The sequence below is a fragment of the Trichocoleus sp. FACHB-90 genome (genome assembly GCF_014695505.1).
Lineage (GTDB): Bacteria > Cyanobacteriota > Cyanobacteriia > Cyanobacteriales > FACHB-T130 > Funiculus > Funiculus sociatus.
In genome coordinates this window covers 80,457-95,539 of sequence record NZ_JACJOK010000078.1, presented here as the reverse complement: position 1 = coordinate 95,539, position 15,083 = coordinate 80,457, and the positions used below count along the sequence as shown (strand labels likewise).

At 44.6% G+C, this 15,083-nt stretch carries 12 protein-coding genes; 4 read left to right on the top strand and 8 right to left on the bottom strand.

Annotation, left to right across the window (positions count from 1 at the left end; translation table 11 throughout):
- Nucleotides 1–214: 214 nt before the first annotated feature.
- A complete protein-coding gene (locus H6F74_RS22950) occupies nt 215–3,700 on the bottom strand; it encodes a tetratricopeptide repeat protein (protein ID WP_190444464.1) in 3,486 nt (1,161 codons plus the stop codon).
- A 276-nt stretch (nt 3,701–3,976) separates the two neighbouring features.
- Nucleotides 3,977–4,411 carry a lysozyme inhibitor LprI family protein gene (locus H6F74_RS22945; RefSeq protein WP_190444463.1) on the bottom strand — a complete coding sequence of 145 codons (435 nt, stop codon included), beginning with the start codon at nt 4,409–4,411 and terminating at the stop codon, nt 3,977–3,979.
- A 217-nt stretch (nt 4,412–4,628) separates the two neighbouring features.
- Here H6F74_RS22945 and H6F74_RS22940 point away from each other — a divergent pair, with 217 nt between their 5' ends.
- The 4 genes from H6F74_RS22940 (at nt 4,629) to H6F74_RS22925 (ending at nt 7,694) form a co-directional block, all read left to right on the top strand.
- On the top strand, nt 4,629–5,744 hold the full coding sequence (locus H6F74_RS22940) for a PEP-CTERM sorting domain-containing protein (RefSeq protein ID WP_190444462.1): 1,116 nt from the start codon (nt 4,629–4,631) through the stop codon (nt 5,742–5,744).
- 246 nt (nt 5,745–5,990) lie between these two features.
- On the top strand, nt 5,991–6,185 hold the full coding sequence (locus H6F74_RS22935) for a hypothetical protein (protein WP_190444461.1): 195 nt from the start codon (nt 5,991–5,993) through the stop codon (nt 6,183–6,185).
- A 63-nt stretch (nt 6,186–6,248) separates the two neighbouring features.
- The gene (locus tag H6F74_RS30675; protein ID WP_190444460.1) at nt 6,249–7,013 is read left to right on the top strand and encodes a pentapeptide repeat-containing protein; all 765 of its coding nucleotides are present in this window, start codon (nt 6,249–6,251) and stop codon (nt 7,011–7,013) included.
- 54 nt (nt 7,014–7,067) lie between these two features.
- Nucleotides 7,068–7,694, top strand: coding sequence for a TenA family protein (locus tag H6F74_RS22925; protein ID WP_190444459.1), 627 nt, complete (start codon nt 7,068–7,070; stop codon nt 7,692–7,694).
- 161 nt (nt 7,695–7,855) lie between these two features.
- On the opposite strand, the gene H6F74_RS22920 is transcribed toward H6F74_RS22925, so the two are convergent.
- The 6 genes from H6F74_RS22920 to H6F74_RS22895 are packed head-to-tail and all read right to left on the bottom strand — an operon-like array spanning nt 7,856 to nt 15,009.
- Nucleotides 7,856–8,863 (bottom strand): Npun_R2821/Npun_R2822 family protein, encoded by a 1,008-nt coding sequence (locus H6F74_RS22920; RefSeq protein WP_190444458.1) that lies wholly within the window; start codon nt 8,861–8,863, stop codon nt 7,856–7,858.
- Between the two features lie 16 nt (nt 8,864–8,879).
- Nucleotides 8,880–9,770 carry an Npun_R2821/Npun_R2822 family protein gene (locus tag H6F74_RS22915; protein ID WP_190444457.1) on the bottom strand — a complete coding sequence of 297 codons (891 nt, stop codon included), beginning with the start codon at nt 9,768–9,770 and terminating at the stop codon, nt 8,880–8,882.
- 9 nt (nt 9,771–9,779) lie between these two features.
- Complete coding sequence (locus H6F74_RS22910; protein WP_190444456.1) at nt 9,780–10,751, bottom strand: Npun_R2821/Npun_R2822 family protein; 972 nt, start codon at nt 10,749–10,751, stop codon at nt 9,780–9,782.
- 16 nt (nt 10,752–10,767) lie between these two features.
- A complete protein-coding gene (locus H6F74_RS22905) occupies nt 10,768–11,736 on the bottom strand; it encodes a glycosyltransferase family 10 (protein ID WP_190444455.1) in 969 nt (322 codons plus the stop codon).
- Between the two features lie 16 nt (nt 11,737–11,752).
- The gene (locus H6F74_RS22900) at nt 11,753–12,952 is read right to left on the bottom strand and encodes a glycosyltransferase (protein WP_190444454.1); all 1,200 of its coding nucleotides are present in this window, start codon (nt 12,950–12,952) and stop codon (nt 11,753–11,755) included.
- A gap of 44 nt (nt 12,953–12,996) precedes the next feature.
- Nucleotides 12,997–15,009 (bottom strand): ABC transporter ATP-binding protein, encoded by a 2,013-nt coding sequence (locus H6F74_RS22895; protein ID WP_190444453.1) that lies wholly within the window; start codon nt 15,007–15,009, stop codon nt 12,997–12,999.
- Nucleotides 15,010–15,083 lie beyond the last annotated feature (74 nt).

Below are 15,083 nucleotides of genomic sequence, written 5' to 3'. Positions count from 1 at the left end.
ATCACCTGAACACAGCAAATAAAGTCACTTTATCTAGACTACCGCAGGCGTGACTGTAATAAGCCTGGAGTTTGATGTCAACGCTCTCAATCTAAGTTAAGTAATATGAATTCTCCCTGATGCTGGAAGCGAGGCAGTCATCGCTGATTTACGTCTAGCAGTGACAGCATAATTGATAGAGCGATCGCATTCTTGCCGCAAATAAAACTACTGACTACAAGCCATTGCCAATCAGGATAAACGGTGCCCAATAATAGGGGTGGCTAAGGTGAGCGCTTACATTAGGTGAACTATTGCGAACATGTTCGACGGCAAAAATGCCCTGCGCTTGACCCAAAGCTGTAGAATCGCCAGTAATCAGGGCGATTTGGGTTTGGCGAAGAGCTTCGGCTTTTGTGGTGTTGCTCTTTTTTAGATTTGCATAGAAGGTATTCATCAAGGTTTGAGTCCCGCCATCGTCAACCGTCCACAGGGAAGCGATCACAGCCCTTGCCCCTGCCCTCTGCATCTGGTAGCCTAAGCCGAGAATCTCTTCGCCGTTCCCCAGTTTTCCGCCCAATCCGGTTTCACAGGCAGAAAGAACTACCAAATCGACGTTCTTGAGGCTCCAATTTTGGATATCTCGGAGGGTGATGCGATCGCCATTTCCAAAGAGAATAAAGGAATCGTCCGGTGTCCCTACGACAAACGCGGCATGAGTGGCGAGATGCACGACGGTGTAGTCATCCATTTTAGGAACAGTGACTTGGGGAGTGAAAGCTTTATCGATGAGTTGGGTTGTAGCGGGAATAGTTTTGGCTAAATTCTCCACCTCGGTTCCAGCAAAGGGCAACCCGGCAAAGTCAAAGGATTGTCCGCCAACGGTGAAGCTGTAGCGTCCCGTTGCAAAGGCACCGGCTAAGACTTGCATTTGGCGTTGCGGTTTGGTGTTGAGGTCGGTGAGGGATGCGGCAGTAATATTATTGATGCGGTAGCGTTGCACTAACCATTGTTGACCGTCGTACAAAGCGGCTAGGGGAATGTAACGCAGTTGAGCGTCGGGTGCGTAGATAATCGTTTGGGCATCTGCGGCTTTGAGGTCGGCTTCTAGGGGTTTAATCAGCCAGTTGTAGAGTTGTTGTGCGGGAGTTTTGGCGTCGGCTGCGGGGTCTTGTAAAGCGCTACGGAAGGCTGCAATTGTCTCGTTGAGTTGTTGCTTAGTAACTTGGACGGTGCGGCGAATCGGGGGAGAGTCAGGCGTGGTGAGGATGAGTTCGATGCGATCGTCCAGAATTAAAGGGTAGAGGAGGACGGCGTTTTGTTGCAGATTCTTGAGGTTATCTTGTAAGGCGTTGAAGTCTCCCATCCGCAGCAGCAAATCCTGAGATAGGGTTTCGGGACTTCGCTGTGTCACCAGTGCTAGCACTTCTGGACTCCTAGTGAAGTTGTTAAACTCCTCCCTAATCGTTTCTTGGGCGTTCACCAGTTGGGCGATACGCTGTTCTTGAGTAGGGGTAAATGTGTTGTTTTGTTGTTTAAGCTGTCGCAGTTGGGTGAGTTCTTTGCCAATTTCAACGGCTTTATTGAGAATTGCCTGATAGCTCGTCCACGTCTGTTGTTCGGGTGGGAGATTGGGCAAGCCTTGAGCGGTATTATTATTGCCGCGCACGTCGTCCAGATAATCGTCGAGTTCTTGGACTTTGAGGAGATCGAGGACTTGTTGCGCTTCAAGGACTCGGTCTTGTTTGAAGAGAAGGTCAGCTAGAGCGCGGTAGCTGCCTGCCACGGTTTCCGTAAAAGTCTGCTGATGCTTTTGTGACCATCCCCGAATGTTGCGCCGAGTGGCTTCTGCAATATTGACGGATTGCTTGTAGAAAACAATCGCTAGTTCTGGCTGATCTTGTTCGGCTAGCAGCTTACCGATATCGCTAAGAACTCTACCTTCTGCTCCGCGATTTTCGATTTCCCGGGCAATAGCCAACGCCTGCTGATAGAACTCAATCGCCTCTCTGTACTGCCCTAGAGAATAGTAAGCAAAACCCAGATTACTCAGAGAGTAGCAATACAGAGAGCGATCTTCGATTTCCCGGGCAGTAGCCAACGCCTGCTGATAGAACTCAATCGCCTCTCTGTATTGCCTCAGGGAATAATAAGCATTCCCCAGATTACTCAGAGTGTAGGCTTTCCTAGTACGAATACCACGGCGCTGATTACTCAGAATGATGGGATCACCGAGGCGATCGCTCGAGTGAACGCGATCTTCCATTTCCCGTTTAATAGCCAACGACTGCCGATAGAACTCAATCGCCTCTCTGTATTGCCCCAGAGAATAGTAAGCAAAACCCAGACTATGCAGAGAGTCGGACTCCCAATGGCGTTCGCCGAGTTTCCGGGCATTAGTCAATGCCTGCTGATAGAACTCAATCGCTTCTTTGTGTTGCTTTAACTGAGCGTAAATCCTACCCAACTGCTCCAGAGCAGTGCCTTCCTGTCGGCGATCGCCGAGTTTCCGGGCATTAGCCAACATCTGCTGACTCTGCTCAATCTGATTTCTGTACAGATGAGAGGGCTTGTATTGCCCCAAGGCAACGTAAGCATTATCTAAATACCATTGAATACCCATTTTCCCTGGAAAATCGCCGAGTTCCTGGGCAATAGCCAATGACTGCTGATAGACCTCAATTGCTTCTTTGTATTGTCCCGAGGCATCATAAGCTTTACCCACACCCCACAGAGAGTAGATTTCTCCCTGGCGATCACCGAGTTCCCGTGTAATAGCTAAGGACTGCTGATAGACCTCAATCGCTTCTTTGTATTGCCCTAAAGGAACGTAAGCCTCACCCAAACTCCGTAGCAAGTAAGCTTCCCCTTGGCGCTCGCCAATTTTCCGTTGAATTGCTAGCACCTGTTGATAAGACTCAATTGCCTGCTGATATTGCCCTAATAATTGGTAATTAGTACCTAAACCTCCCAGAGAGTAGATTTCTCCTTGACGATCGCTGATTTCCCTCGCAATGGTCAACCACTGCTGATAAACCGCAATCGCTTCTTTGTATTGCCCTAGAATATGGTAAATGCTACCCAAACTCCGTAGCAAGTAAGCTTCCCCTTGGCGCTCGCCAATTTCTCGTTGAATTGCTAGCGCCTGTTGATAAGACTCAATTGCCTGCTGATATTGCCCCAATAATTGGTAACTAGTACCTAAACCTCCCAGAGAATAGGCTTCTCCTTGGCGATCGCCAATCTCCCGTTGAATTGCTAACGCCTGTTGCAAAGACTCAATTGCCTGCTGGGATTGCCCCAAGACCTGGTAGGTAGTACCTAAACCTCCCAGAGAATAGGCTTCTCCACGACGATCGCCAATCTCCCGTTGAATTGCTAGTGCCTGTTGATAAAACTCAAGCGCCTGCTGATATTGCCCTAAAGCACCATAAGCACTACCTAAACTTCCCAGAGAGTAGGCTTCTCCTTGGCGATCGCCAATTTCCCTAAAAATGACCGAGACCTGCTGGAATGTTTGCAAGGCTTCTTGAAATTGGCCCCTATTTAATTCCTGGCGTCCCTCTTCGTACAGTCGCTGCGCCTCAGCTTTTCTGTATTGGGTCGTTTGAGCCTGTGCTACCAAAGGCTCAAACTTCAAGGTAAGCGGTAAAAGGGGAGATGTCAGCGACAGCAGTAGAGTAGCAGTGGCAAGGCTGAGAGATTTGAGACGGTAGTGCATTGGCAAGTCCTCTAGCAGCTAGTTGGTAGATTTGGTCGCTCCATCATCTATATCTGGTAGTGGTATAGAAGTAGTGATAAATCCACTTTCACCCCTTACCGTACAAGGCTTTGAGTATTGAATATCACTACCTGTTTACCACTACCCTATATCTTTATCTGAACCAGAGTTATGCAAAAATATGATTGGTCGCTAGGGGTGTTGCAGAATAGAGTTACAATGCCGCGATCGCATTCCTTCCTTATTTAATTTCAGTAGTGCGATCGCACTCTCAATTTACTTATTTGTATCAACAAGATAACTTTCTAATTGTGCTGTACGCTGTCTTGTCGTCTCTGCAAGACAACCGTTGTAAATCATCGGTTCCATCGTTCCCCCCTCAACTTCACTTCTCTCAAAAGCACAACTGCTATCTCGAAACTTGATCCATGTCTGTTGTGCAGTAATCAGTTTCTGGCGGCGGGAGCTTGTCAACTTTGGTAGAAGTCGCTGGTAAACCTGGTTGAGCCTTCGGTCAGCCGCTTGATAAGACAACCCAGCACAAGCGTTCATTTCTGCTTGAGTTTGAGGATTGTTACAGTTAGGGCGTTGAGCTACGTGTACGCCTGTTAAATCAGTTGTTGCATCTGCCATTGCTGGGGCGGTTGTGGCTAAACTGATCAGAGTTGCTACACCTACGAGCGCGGGTAATACGGGTAATAATTGACGCATAGGAAAATTTTTAACTCAGTGTAAGTGTAGTCATAACATAACCCAAATGCGATCGCTCTCTTATGGATGGTCGCGATACGCTTACGTCTTTATGCTTCCTCTGAATTTGGTTCGGTTTGTACTTAAAAATCATTTGTATAGAAAAAACTTTTTACACTGGTAATTTCCCGATATTGTAGAAATTATTTGTAATAAATCATAAAAAGGTGTACCATCCATGCACGAAAAGCTTGCTGTCCTTAAAGCTTCACTGGTTCTCAGTGCTTTCACTACCTTTTCTCTGGGTCCATCTTCTGCCAATGCAGCTATATTAGTCGGCAGTACCACAGGTAACAACGTACTGCTCTTTGACGAACAGAGTGGAGCATATCTTGGAGATTTCATCACTCCTGGTAAGGGTGGATTAATTGCACCAGATGACTTGAACTTCGGCCCTGACGGCAACTTTTACGTCTCTAGTGGAAACACCCCTGAAACTTCTGCCATCCTCCGCTACAACGGAAGAACGGGGAAATTTATTGATGTTTTCGCCTCTGGCGGCGGCTTATTTCGTCCTTATGGTAATGCGTTTGGCCCCGATGGTTATCTCTACGTCAGTAGTTTCCTCAGTGACCAAATTCTGCGTTATGACGGAAAAACGGGAGATTTTATTGATGTTTTCGCCTCTGGAAATGGTCAGGCAGGCGGATTAAACGGGCCGAACGGCTTACTTTTCGGTTCTGATGGCAGCCTATTTGTCACTACTCAGGGTAGTATTGCTGTTAACGGCAATCCCACTTTTCCGGGACTCCCTAGCCAAGTGCTGCGGTTTGATCTGAAAACAAAAACTTCTACGGTATTTATCGAACAGCCAACACCATCACCAGACAGTTTTGGCTTTGTTAGTTTGCTGGGATTAGCTTTTGGTTCTAATAGCGATCTCTTTGTCAGTGATTTCGCTAACGACATCAGACGTTACGACTTGAACACAGGGACGGAGATTGATGTTTTATCAACCAATTACACGGGGACAGTTCCGAGTAGCAATTTCATCGGTAACTTGACCTTTGGCGTTGATGATATTCTCTACACTGTAGGCTTTGACATAAATACTAACTTTGGCGCAATCCTTCGTTATGACGGAGTTACAGGAGAACCCTTACCCTTACCGGGTAATAATGGCTCTATTTTTGTACCCACCAGTAATAAGTTATTACGTCCTATCGGTATAGCTTACACTTCGCAACCGCTTAATATTTCAGTCCCAGAACCTGCTACGACGGCTGGTTTATTGACGTTGGGCGCTTTATTCCCTGCTTGGCGGCGACAACGCCAACGTCAAGTTGTTAAGTAAGTAGGGAAGAATTAACCAAAAATAGTTTTTGAGCGCAATCGCATTCTTTTCCCGGTTCATTTTGCTAGTAGCGATCGCCTCTGTAAATACTATTTCTGGTGTCAGTGACCAAAATCACTCCTAAGGAAGAAGACTGTCACGTTTTTTTGTATGTTTCGATCACCCTAGCTTAAAAATAAATTAACCATATTAGTAATACAGATTTACATACTGTAAATCATCTGGTAAGGGGAAGGGGAGATTGAAATGTTAGAAAAATTTATGGTAGCCGCCACGCTGACATTTTCGCTCAACCTGTTTTTAGGACACAGCTGGTCAAATACTCCCCTGACCTATTCAAAAATCAACTTGCAAGAAACCGCAGATCAAATTGTCAGTCTTTTGCCTCTGGCTAATCATCAGGCTCCGGAAAGTGCCGATCGATATAATTCTGCACGATAAAGCAGAGAATTCCTTAATGGTTTATGCTGGGGAAAATAGAGCGTTACGGCTGTACGACTCGATATGAAACCCCAAATCGCCGCAACAGCAGCATTACTGGCAACAATTTCCCTAGCAGTTCCCGCAATAGCTGAAGATGTGCAACATCTCAGGCAGCTGTTGGCAACAAAACAATGTCCCCAGTGCAATTTGAGTGGAGCAGGTTTTGCTTTAGCTGACCTGTCGGGAGCAAATCTGAGCGGCGCTGACTTGAGCCGTGCCAACCTAAGTCGTGCTAATTTGAGTGGTGCAAACCTGGCTGGTGCTAACCTCAGCGGTGCTTCATTGTTTGGTGTCAACTTGGCTGGTGCTAACTTAACTGGTGCTAACCTGACTGGTGCTGACCTGAGAGAAAGTTATTTAGTTAATGCAAGTATGGTTAGTGCCAATGTCAACGGTGCTAACTTTCAGGCTGCTGTAGGTATCCCCAACTACGCAGCCACGGCTGAGGAGTTCTATACTTGGGGCGTGGTAGAAGGTCAGAAAGGGGATCAAGGAGGAGCGATCGCTCATTTCAATCAGGCTCTAGCTCTTAAACCTCAGTTTGCTGCCGCCTATTTTGCTCGTGGAGTAGCTCGTTACCAAGCAGGCGATCGCCAAGGGGCGGTTCTGGATTCCCAAAGAGCCGCAGAAATTTTTACAGTCCAGGGGAATATGCAAGGCTACCAAACCGCCCAACTTTTCATTAAAGAGATTACTACACCTCCGAAACAACCAGGTAGCGGCGGTGGAAATCTGATGAACTTCCTGGGAGGGATTGGTTCGCTACTACTGCAAATGCTTTTGTAAGTCTTGTGGGGTAGGCTAGGGGGCATCGCCCGCCCAATATTCTCAAAGCAGTTTATGACCTTATCCAGCGACTTGTGGCAGACTAATCAAGATTTAGCGCAAGCCTGCCTTAAGCATTCCTTTGTTCAGGGCATTGCTGACGGTACGCTGCCTCAAGAGCGATTTGCCTACTACGTGGGGCAAGATGCTTTTTTCTTAGAAGCTTTTGCCCGTGCCTATAGCATCGCCGCAGCTAAGGCTCCCGACTCTGAGGCATTTAACATCTTCCACACCCTCGCAGGTGGTGTTTTGGATGAGCTTCGCCTGCATCAAGGATATGCGCGAGAGTGGGGAGTAAACTTAGCGGCGGTAGAACCGGGAGCCGCGACGCGCCGTTATACTGATTTTCTGCTGGCTACAGCTTGGGGTTCTGAGATTGGCGCGATCGCTGTGGCAATGGCACCCTGTATGCGTCTTTATCTTTTCTTAGGTCAGCAACTCGCTCAAAAGGGGATTCCAGACCATCGATACTCTGATTGGATTCGCACCTACAGCAGCCAAGAATTTGACCATCTGGCTGAAAAGCTGGAAAAGCTAGTTGACCGCTACGCCAGCGCCACCGCATCTGTAACATCAACTTATCGCTATGCTATGTTGTGCGAACGAGACTTTTTTCAAGCGGCATGGGAGAGTGAAGACTAAAACCTCATGTTTTTGACAGCTTGAGTTGCTATCAATAAGATTTTCAGTATCCAAAATGGGAGCAGGACATTGCCCTCAGACTACAAGTTTAGGGCTACAACTTTATTGATGTAGCCGCGATTTTTAATCGCCATATATTTTGCCTAAATTGGATTAGGTTTTCAAAACTTGTGTTTAACGTTGCGAATTTTTTTATTAATAAACCTATTGGTAGCTCTTTGAGCGCGAACTATCCAATTTGGGCGAACAAGTCGCTGAGGATGTTGCTCAGGAGATTTTAAAAATCGGTAATGCAGAAACACATCTTGATAGGGAATATCGACATCTTCACCTGCACAAAGCCGAGCAAATTTCGACGACGATATACTCATATAGTGCAGATAAGTAAGCGGTTGCCCCTTGTCGTAGAATACTTGATTTACTACTTCAAACTTCGACGACCAATGACTACCAGTTGTCTCCTCTGGATTATGATAGGCGAAATTATAGTAAGGAATGTCACTGCGTAAAACCATGTAGTTTAGTAGTGGTTGGTCAATACAGCGCAAGGACATTACATCAGCTTCCCCCGCCTTGAGTTTGCCCAACAAATCTTCGATTCTTTCCCGATTAAAAACATTTCTTTTAGAAGCAAACCAACCAGAACAGAAAATGTGAGATTTCAATTTTTCAGGATTAAAAATTTTTATTAGTGTTTCTTCTGGCGACTCAAAAACATAATGCAGATTCGACTTATATTGAAAATCATTTGTCACCCAATCGTACTCATCTAGCTTTTGATAAACCTCATCAAGAGATTTCATTGCTAGGGTGTCTGCATCAAAATAGATAAATTTATCAAAGGGCCCATCAAAGCAGCAAAGTCTCCGGTGTCTTGCTAAACGATAATTTACTGCCAAGCCTCTTTCCTGCCAAACTTTTTGAGCGTTTTGATGGGCATTCCAAGCTTGATCGGCAAAGTTTTCCCAGTAAGCGATCGCGTCAGCATCCTCAAACAAGGTAACGTTATCTCTCGTTGCTACCTCGGCACGAATTTTATCTAATTTAGAATCGTAGGGAATAATACAAACTGGGATGTCTGGACTAACATTGGCTTCAATACTGTTCAGCAGTGCTACTAACTGGTCGTAGACCACATCATTAGCTAGTGTATAAATGCCATTAACCATAAAAATTCTCCTAGCCCTAAGTACGGGCAGTAGTAGCAGAAAATAGGCGACTCACCAATTTTTGCAGCCATGAAGGCTTATCTTCTTTAAGGTAGCGATAATGTTCCCATAAGTCCCAGTATGCACCACCCGGTTTAAGCGGTGTACCTGCCCAATGGAGGTATATTAGACGTTTACCCTGATCGTAAAGGACGTGGTCTTTCTCCTGAAAGTGTTTAGAACCAGCCCAACTACCAGGTTCTCCTTCTGGAGTTTTAACAAGATTGTAACGTTTGGGAATAAGCTTAAGCACCATGTAGTTGAGAATTGGCTGGTCTGTTACTCCTTGAGTAAAATCGAAATACTCGCGGTGGGTTGCACACTCGCGTAGTATTTCATCCATCTGCTGTTCTGTAATTGCTCCCTTTTTAGAAGCCCAAAGACCACTATTAAAAACGTCTTGAAGTTCCGCTTCAGTGAAGATGTTGTGTTCTTTCACATAGGGAGAAAAGATATTCCGCAAGCCTTCGTTAGCATGATGATAATCGCAACAGATAAAACCTACTTCAGATAGCTTATTTAAGACATCTGAAATCTTATTGAATACGATAATATCAGTATCAATATAAAGAAACTCATCTAACGGGCCGAACCATACCGCTAATTTACGCATTTTATTCGGTAGGGCTAAAAAATCCCGATCAAATATCTCTCCAATTTTTTTGGTAAACTGATCTATAAACTCTAAGTTAGGAAAAAGCTGAACATTGTGTAATTTATTGAGAGTATCAGCGACTTTCTGATATTCTTCATTAAACGGAATGAGAAAAACGGGTACTTCGGGATCGTAAAAACGAATACTATTAAGGAGCGCGATCGCATTATCGTACACGCGGTCATTAGCAACTATATAAATTCCCCGACTCATACCTGTTCCTCAACGAGTTAATTTTAATCTATTTAGCACTCTTTTGATCAAACTAGGGTGTGGCTTGTAATTGTAAGGTACTGGAACACCTGTAAAAACTGGACGTTTCTCCGGTTCATGAAGATAACGATAGTGCAGGAAAACATCTCGATAGGGAAAGTCTATATTTTCTCCTGCACACACTGCTGCTGGGACCTGGGGTGAAATTCCAATGTAGTGAATGTAGGTCAGTCTTTTGCCCTTATCATAGAGAATATTATCTTTCTCTTCAAATTGTTTAGACGTGACTGTACATCCAGTTATTTCAGTCTCTGGTAAATGATGGGCAAAGTTATAAATAGGGATGCCAGACCTCATAAACATATAATTAATAACTGGTTGATCATGACCGCCAGGTTTAAAAATTTCTGATTCACCTGCTTGAAGTTGGTAAATTAACCAATCTCTTTGCTCTTGGCTAAATACTCCCCGCTTTGAACCATAAAATCCAGAACAAAATATTTCCTTATTGATTGTTTCTTTATTAAAAACTTCTAATAACTTTGTAGATTTAATATTATAAACATATTCTGGTTGCACATACTGAAAATCATATACTACACAATTATATTTATCTAATTTATCAAAAACAAAATCTAGCGATTTCATCACTAGCGTATCCGCATCCATATAGATAAATTTGTCAAAAGGCCCATCGAATGCACAAAATCGTCGATGAGCGCCATAAAGCCTTTTGCTCCGATCCATTTTATCAGGACGAACTGCTTGCATGAATTCATCCCAGCGCTGAATTGATTCTGTATCATCGTAAAGAAAAACGTTTGGTCGCTTGGAAATTTCAGCGCCAATCATCTGTGTATGCTCATCAAACGGATAAATACAGACAGGAGTTTCGGAGCCTAGTACGACCTCAATGCTATTGAGCAAAGCAACTATTTGGTCGTAAACCCTGTCATTACCTAGCGTGCAAATACCATTCATATTAACATTTGCAAATCTATAGAGATTTGTCTACAAATTTGGACAGCCAGTTTAGCAGATTTAATTCATGCAAGATAATTTGTCGTGCTTCGGCGATCGCTTCCTTAGCCTCATACCAAGCATCAGGTGTCGCTATCACTTCCTTAATATAGCCTATTCCTTTTTCATCTAAACTGGGCAGTCTCAGGAAGCTTCCCGGTGGCAATAATTTATCAGCAGCAGGGCCACCATAGTAGATGGGTAAACACCACGCCAAAATAGCATCCCATAGCTTTTCGCTCACATACCAATTATTATCAGCATAGTTTTCTACAGCCAGATTGTAGTAGTAGGGTGCGATAACGTTCCATTTATTGTTAACTTGTCCGTATCCACCCGCCCAATCAGGTAAATTGCGCCCATACAAGTCAAAGTCTAAAGCATTTTCTCGTAATAGCTTCAAAAAAGCCAAACGCTTGCGATGATTCCCAGTTCGGTCGATACCAGAAGTTATCCAGCAGCAAGGGCGCTCTTTTTCTGGCGCACCCATCTCATTCAAATCTCGGAAGGAATTTGCATGATACCAAATGGCAGGCATATACTCAGGATTTGGCGCAAAGTCATCCGGCCCTGAGACATAGCCACAGTATAGCTGAGCATTTTGGTATTCAGCAATTCTTCTCTGTTCTTTTTCTGGAAAGGGCGGCTCCCGTACAAGAGAAACTATGCGTTCTTTGGGAACTCCCCGCAGCAATTTGAGCATATCTTGTTCGTTGTTTCCCTGCTGCTTTTTAGAGCGACTAAAGATTCCCCACCCCGGCTTTGTTTGGGATAAATTAGGGAAATCATTAAAATTGTACAGCAGTAAAAAGTCTGGCTCTGTTGCTGATGCCAGCATTTGAATGCTACCCCAAGCTCCTAAAGAACGTGGAGTTTGTTGCCACAACCAATCTCTTTGGTTAAGACCTGGGTAGCTGCTAAGCATCCCCACAATTTTTCTACTCATAAAATTACCTTATTAGCTAATTAACTGGGGATGGACGCATAGAATATTCAACGTAGTTTAGAATTTTGGCAATTCTATTTTCCCACGAGAACTGCCGCACAAAATCCATACTGTTTGAATACCCCTCGGTTTTTCTGGGATGGGTTTCCAAAACTTGTTTAAGGCATTGGGCAAATTGAGTGGGACGATCTGGTTCGCACCAAAGTGCGATCGCATTGGTAGATTTAAATTCTATCAACGATGGAATTTCTGTGGCTACGGTGGGAGTACCAGATGCCATGTAATCAAAAAGTTTGAGTGGAGACGTGAAAGTTGCCGCTTCACCGGAACAGTGAGGGTGCGCCAAGATATCAGCAGCTTGAAGTAAAGTAGCTAACTCATTTTGCGGTAAGTAGCCTAAAAAAGTGACGTTTTTTGTTTCCTTTTCCTGGGTTAGCTGCTGATAAGCTTGTACTTGTGACTCATTACCACCAGCGATCGCAAACTGAATCTCTGGTAATTGCTTGGCAACATCAATCAGCAGATCAACGCCCTTAAATTTGTTCACCGCGCCTGAATAGACAACTAAATGCTGGCATCCATTCACTAGCAGTTTCTGTCGCCATTCCTGAGCCGCTTCTGGCTGTCTGAGGAGAAATAATTGATTAAATCCGTTATGAAGTTTAACTACTTTTTCTGGTGGCATTCCATTTTGGATCATACTTTCGCGGACTGTATCCACCACTGTCACTGCAATTTGAAATAGGGGATGACGAACAATTTCTGGCTCAAATTGCTTGGAGTTGTGATGGTGATGTTCGTAAATTGCTGGAACACCCTGTTTTATAGCCGCCTTCACAAAGTTCCAATCTCGCGTGTGTACGAGCTTAGTAGACGGCTGGATATGAAAAGGAAAATAATACTTCGACACTGCTGTGCTGAAGTTATTCCACTTTCCACCTCTTGCAGAAAGGGGCCACGGCATAGGCAGAGGTGCGACTTTTAACTTGTCTTGAAGATTATAAAATCTTGCCAATTCTGACGTTGGTGTTTGTGGCCGAAAAGGATAAAATAACTCGAATGGATTGGAAGAGTCTTCTCTATTACGAAGATAAACTAAAACTGTTGAGTAACCTAAGTTGGCGGCTGCATTAGCAGAATGGGCAACTTGAACTAGGTGAGCTGCATTAGGTTGAGGTAATACATTTCTAGTAAAAAATATATAGTGTTTGGTCATGGGCGCTTTAAAAACTATTCCTTCAAATTAAAGGGAAGCCATTGTTATTTAAGCGGCAGATTAGCGCTATTTTCAAAAAACTCGATGGTATTGAGAATGCTGATGGCTGAGCTATAAGATTCTTCAAGTAATTCATTCTGCTCTTCGGGAGTATCTACTAATTCGTCAGCCAGTAAGCGCAGGGAACCAATTATAGAGTTAAGGCGGGTACGAGCTTCGTAAGAAAGACGATTACGGATTTCTTCATGGTAGGTGGATATACCTTGAGGCTGTTGAGCGAATTGCATTTCGTAGAGACGCGCATAGAAGCCGCCTTTACTTAAAAGCTCTCCATGCGTCCCCACTTCCACGACTCGTCCTTTATCTAGCACAGCAATTTGATTGGCTTTTTGCACAGTCGATAGGCGGTGAGCAATCACGAGCGTAGTCCGCGAACGGCTCAACTCCTCGATTGCTGCTTGTACAAGGCGTTCAGAAACAGTATCTAACGCACTTGTTGCTTCATCAAGAATTAAGATATCTGGGTCTTGCACTAGAGCGCGAGCGATCGCAAGGCGTTGGCGTTGACCTCCAGAGAGCAGAACACCGCGATCGCCTATGAGAGTATCAAATCCTTTTGGCAATCCCATAATAAATTCATAAGCATTTGCTCGTTTCGCTGCGGCGGTAACTTCTTCGTCCGTGGCATCTGGTCGGGCATAAGCAATATTATTGCGAACCGTGGTATTGAACAGAAACGTATCCTGGCTAACAATCCCCATTTCCCTTCGGAGAGTCTTGACGTCGAACTCACGCAAGTCAGTTCCGTCTATAGTTATGCTCCCTATCGTCGGGTCATAAAATCGCGGTAAAAGGTCAGCCAAAGTTGACTTCCCAGCACCCGATGACCCTACCAAAGCCAAAGTTGTTCCCTTTGGCTGGTACAAATCAACATCCTTTAATACCATATCCGCCTGACTAGGGTAGCCAAAAGATATCTGATTGAAATGAATCCCTTCTTGCAAAGGTTTGTAAGTTACAGAACCGTTGCCCATGAACGGCTTATTATCTCGGCGCAAGAAGTCATTAGCTATCTCTACACTAGCAGCGCTATTGGCTAAAGCTCCCCGTGCGCTATTTAACTGTGTAATAAAGGGCAGTAACCGGAAAAGCAACAATAAGTAAGTCAGTAGCACTGCCGAAAGGGATTCAATCTCATTAGCAAAGAAAGTCCGCCCAAGAAAGACGATCGCAATCAAACCAACAATACCAGTAACCTCGCTAACTGGGCCAATAGCCGCCGAGTTTGCCTGAGATTGGAAATCAGCTTTTTCGCGAGCACGAATTAAGTCATGAATTCTTTGATACTCTCTGGGTTCGTTCCCTGTTGCCTTAACCAGTCGAATCCCACTAAGTGCTTCTAGTAAAGAGATAGAATAACTTTTAGACATCTCTGAGAGCTGCTTGCCAAAATACTTAGCACGGGAAATCGAGTATTGATTGACTACCGCAACTACAGCCAGCAAAACTGTTGAAGCCAACGTCAGTTGCCAGGAGATAGCTAGCAGCAAAGCCACAAACACCAACACCGTAATTACGGTTATCACCAATTTGAGCGCGGTGCTAATTGCCCCAGCAGCCCGACTGACTTCTCCACCCAAACGATTAATCAGATCGCCGACTTTTGCCTGGGAGTAAAAATCTAAGTCCACCTCTAGCAACATCTGCACTCCTGCTTCCCGGAGATCGGAGGTGAGGGCCCGCGACAGAGAACTCGATACTAACGAACTAGCATAGGTCGCAAGGTTCTTCAAAACAATGATTAGCACAATAGCCCCTGCCATTACTATCAGCCGATAGTCGCTAGGAACTCCATCAAAGGGCGACATAATAAACTTAAGAATCGGCGGGCCACTCTTTAAATCTATTTGTTCACCTAAAAAATTCAAAATTATAGGTGCAATTAGGGCTGTACTCACCCCGTTAAATAATCCCCCAGAAAAGCCCAAAATAATTGTTAGGACAATCCAAGCAGGATATCGGCGAGCAAATTTTAAGAGTAGCTTACTTGAAGACATACAGCCCTTCCTGCTACAAAGTTACTGGTAATCAAAAGAGACACTTGATTTATTCTCTAACCGTCTGACCAAAA

Coding starts and splice junctions, on each gene's coding strand:
- H6F74_RS22950 (WP_190444464.1), bottom strand. CDS start 3,700: ATGCACTACCGTCTCAAATCTCTCAGCCTTGCCACTGCTACTCTACTG.
- H6F74_RS22945 (WP_190444463.1), bottom strand. CDS start 4,411: ATGCGTCAATTATTACCCGTATTACCCGCGCTCGTAGGTGTAGCAACT.
- H6F74_RS22940 (WP_190444462.1), top strand. CDS start 4,629: ATGCACGAAAAGCTTGCTGTCCTTAAAGCTTCACTGGTTCTCAGTGCT.
- H6F74_RS22935 (WP_190444461.1), top strand. CDS start 5,991: ATGTTAGAAAAATTTATGGTAGCCGCCACGCTGACATTTTCGCTCAAC.
- H6F74_RS30675 (WP_190444460.1), top strand. CDS start 6,249: ATGAAACCCCAAATCGCCGCAACAGCAGCATTACTGGCAACAATTTCC.
- H6F74_RS22925 (WP_190444459.1), top strand. CDS start 7,068: ATGACCTTATCCAGCGACTTGTGGCAGACTAATCAAGATTTAGCGCAA.
- H6F74_RS22920 (WP_190444458.1), bottom strand. CDS start 8,863: ATGGTTAATGGCATTTATACACTAGCTAATGATGTGGTCTACGACCAG.
- H6F74_RS22915 (WP_190444457.1), bottom strand. CDS start 9,770: ATGAGTCGGGGAATTTATATAGTTGCTAATGACCGCGTGTACGATAAT.
- H6F74_RS22910 (WP_190444456.1), bottom strand. CDS start 10,751: ATGAATGGTATTTGCACGCTAGGTAATGACAGGGTTTACGACCAAATA.
- H6F74_RS22905 (WP_190444455.1), bottom strand. CDS start 11,736: ATGAGTAGAAAAATTGTGGGGATGCTTAGCAGCTACCCAGGTCTTAAC.
- H6F74_RS22900 (WP_190444454.1), bottom strand. CDS start 12,952: ATGACCAAACACTATATATTTTTTACTAGAAATGTATTACCTCAACCT.
- H6F74_RS22895 (WP_190444453.1), bottom strand. CDS start 15,009: ATGTCTTCAAGTAAGCTACTCTTAAAATTTGCTCGCCGATATCCTGCT.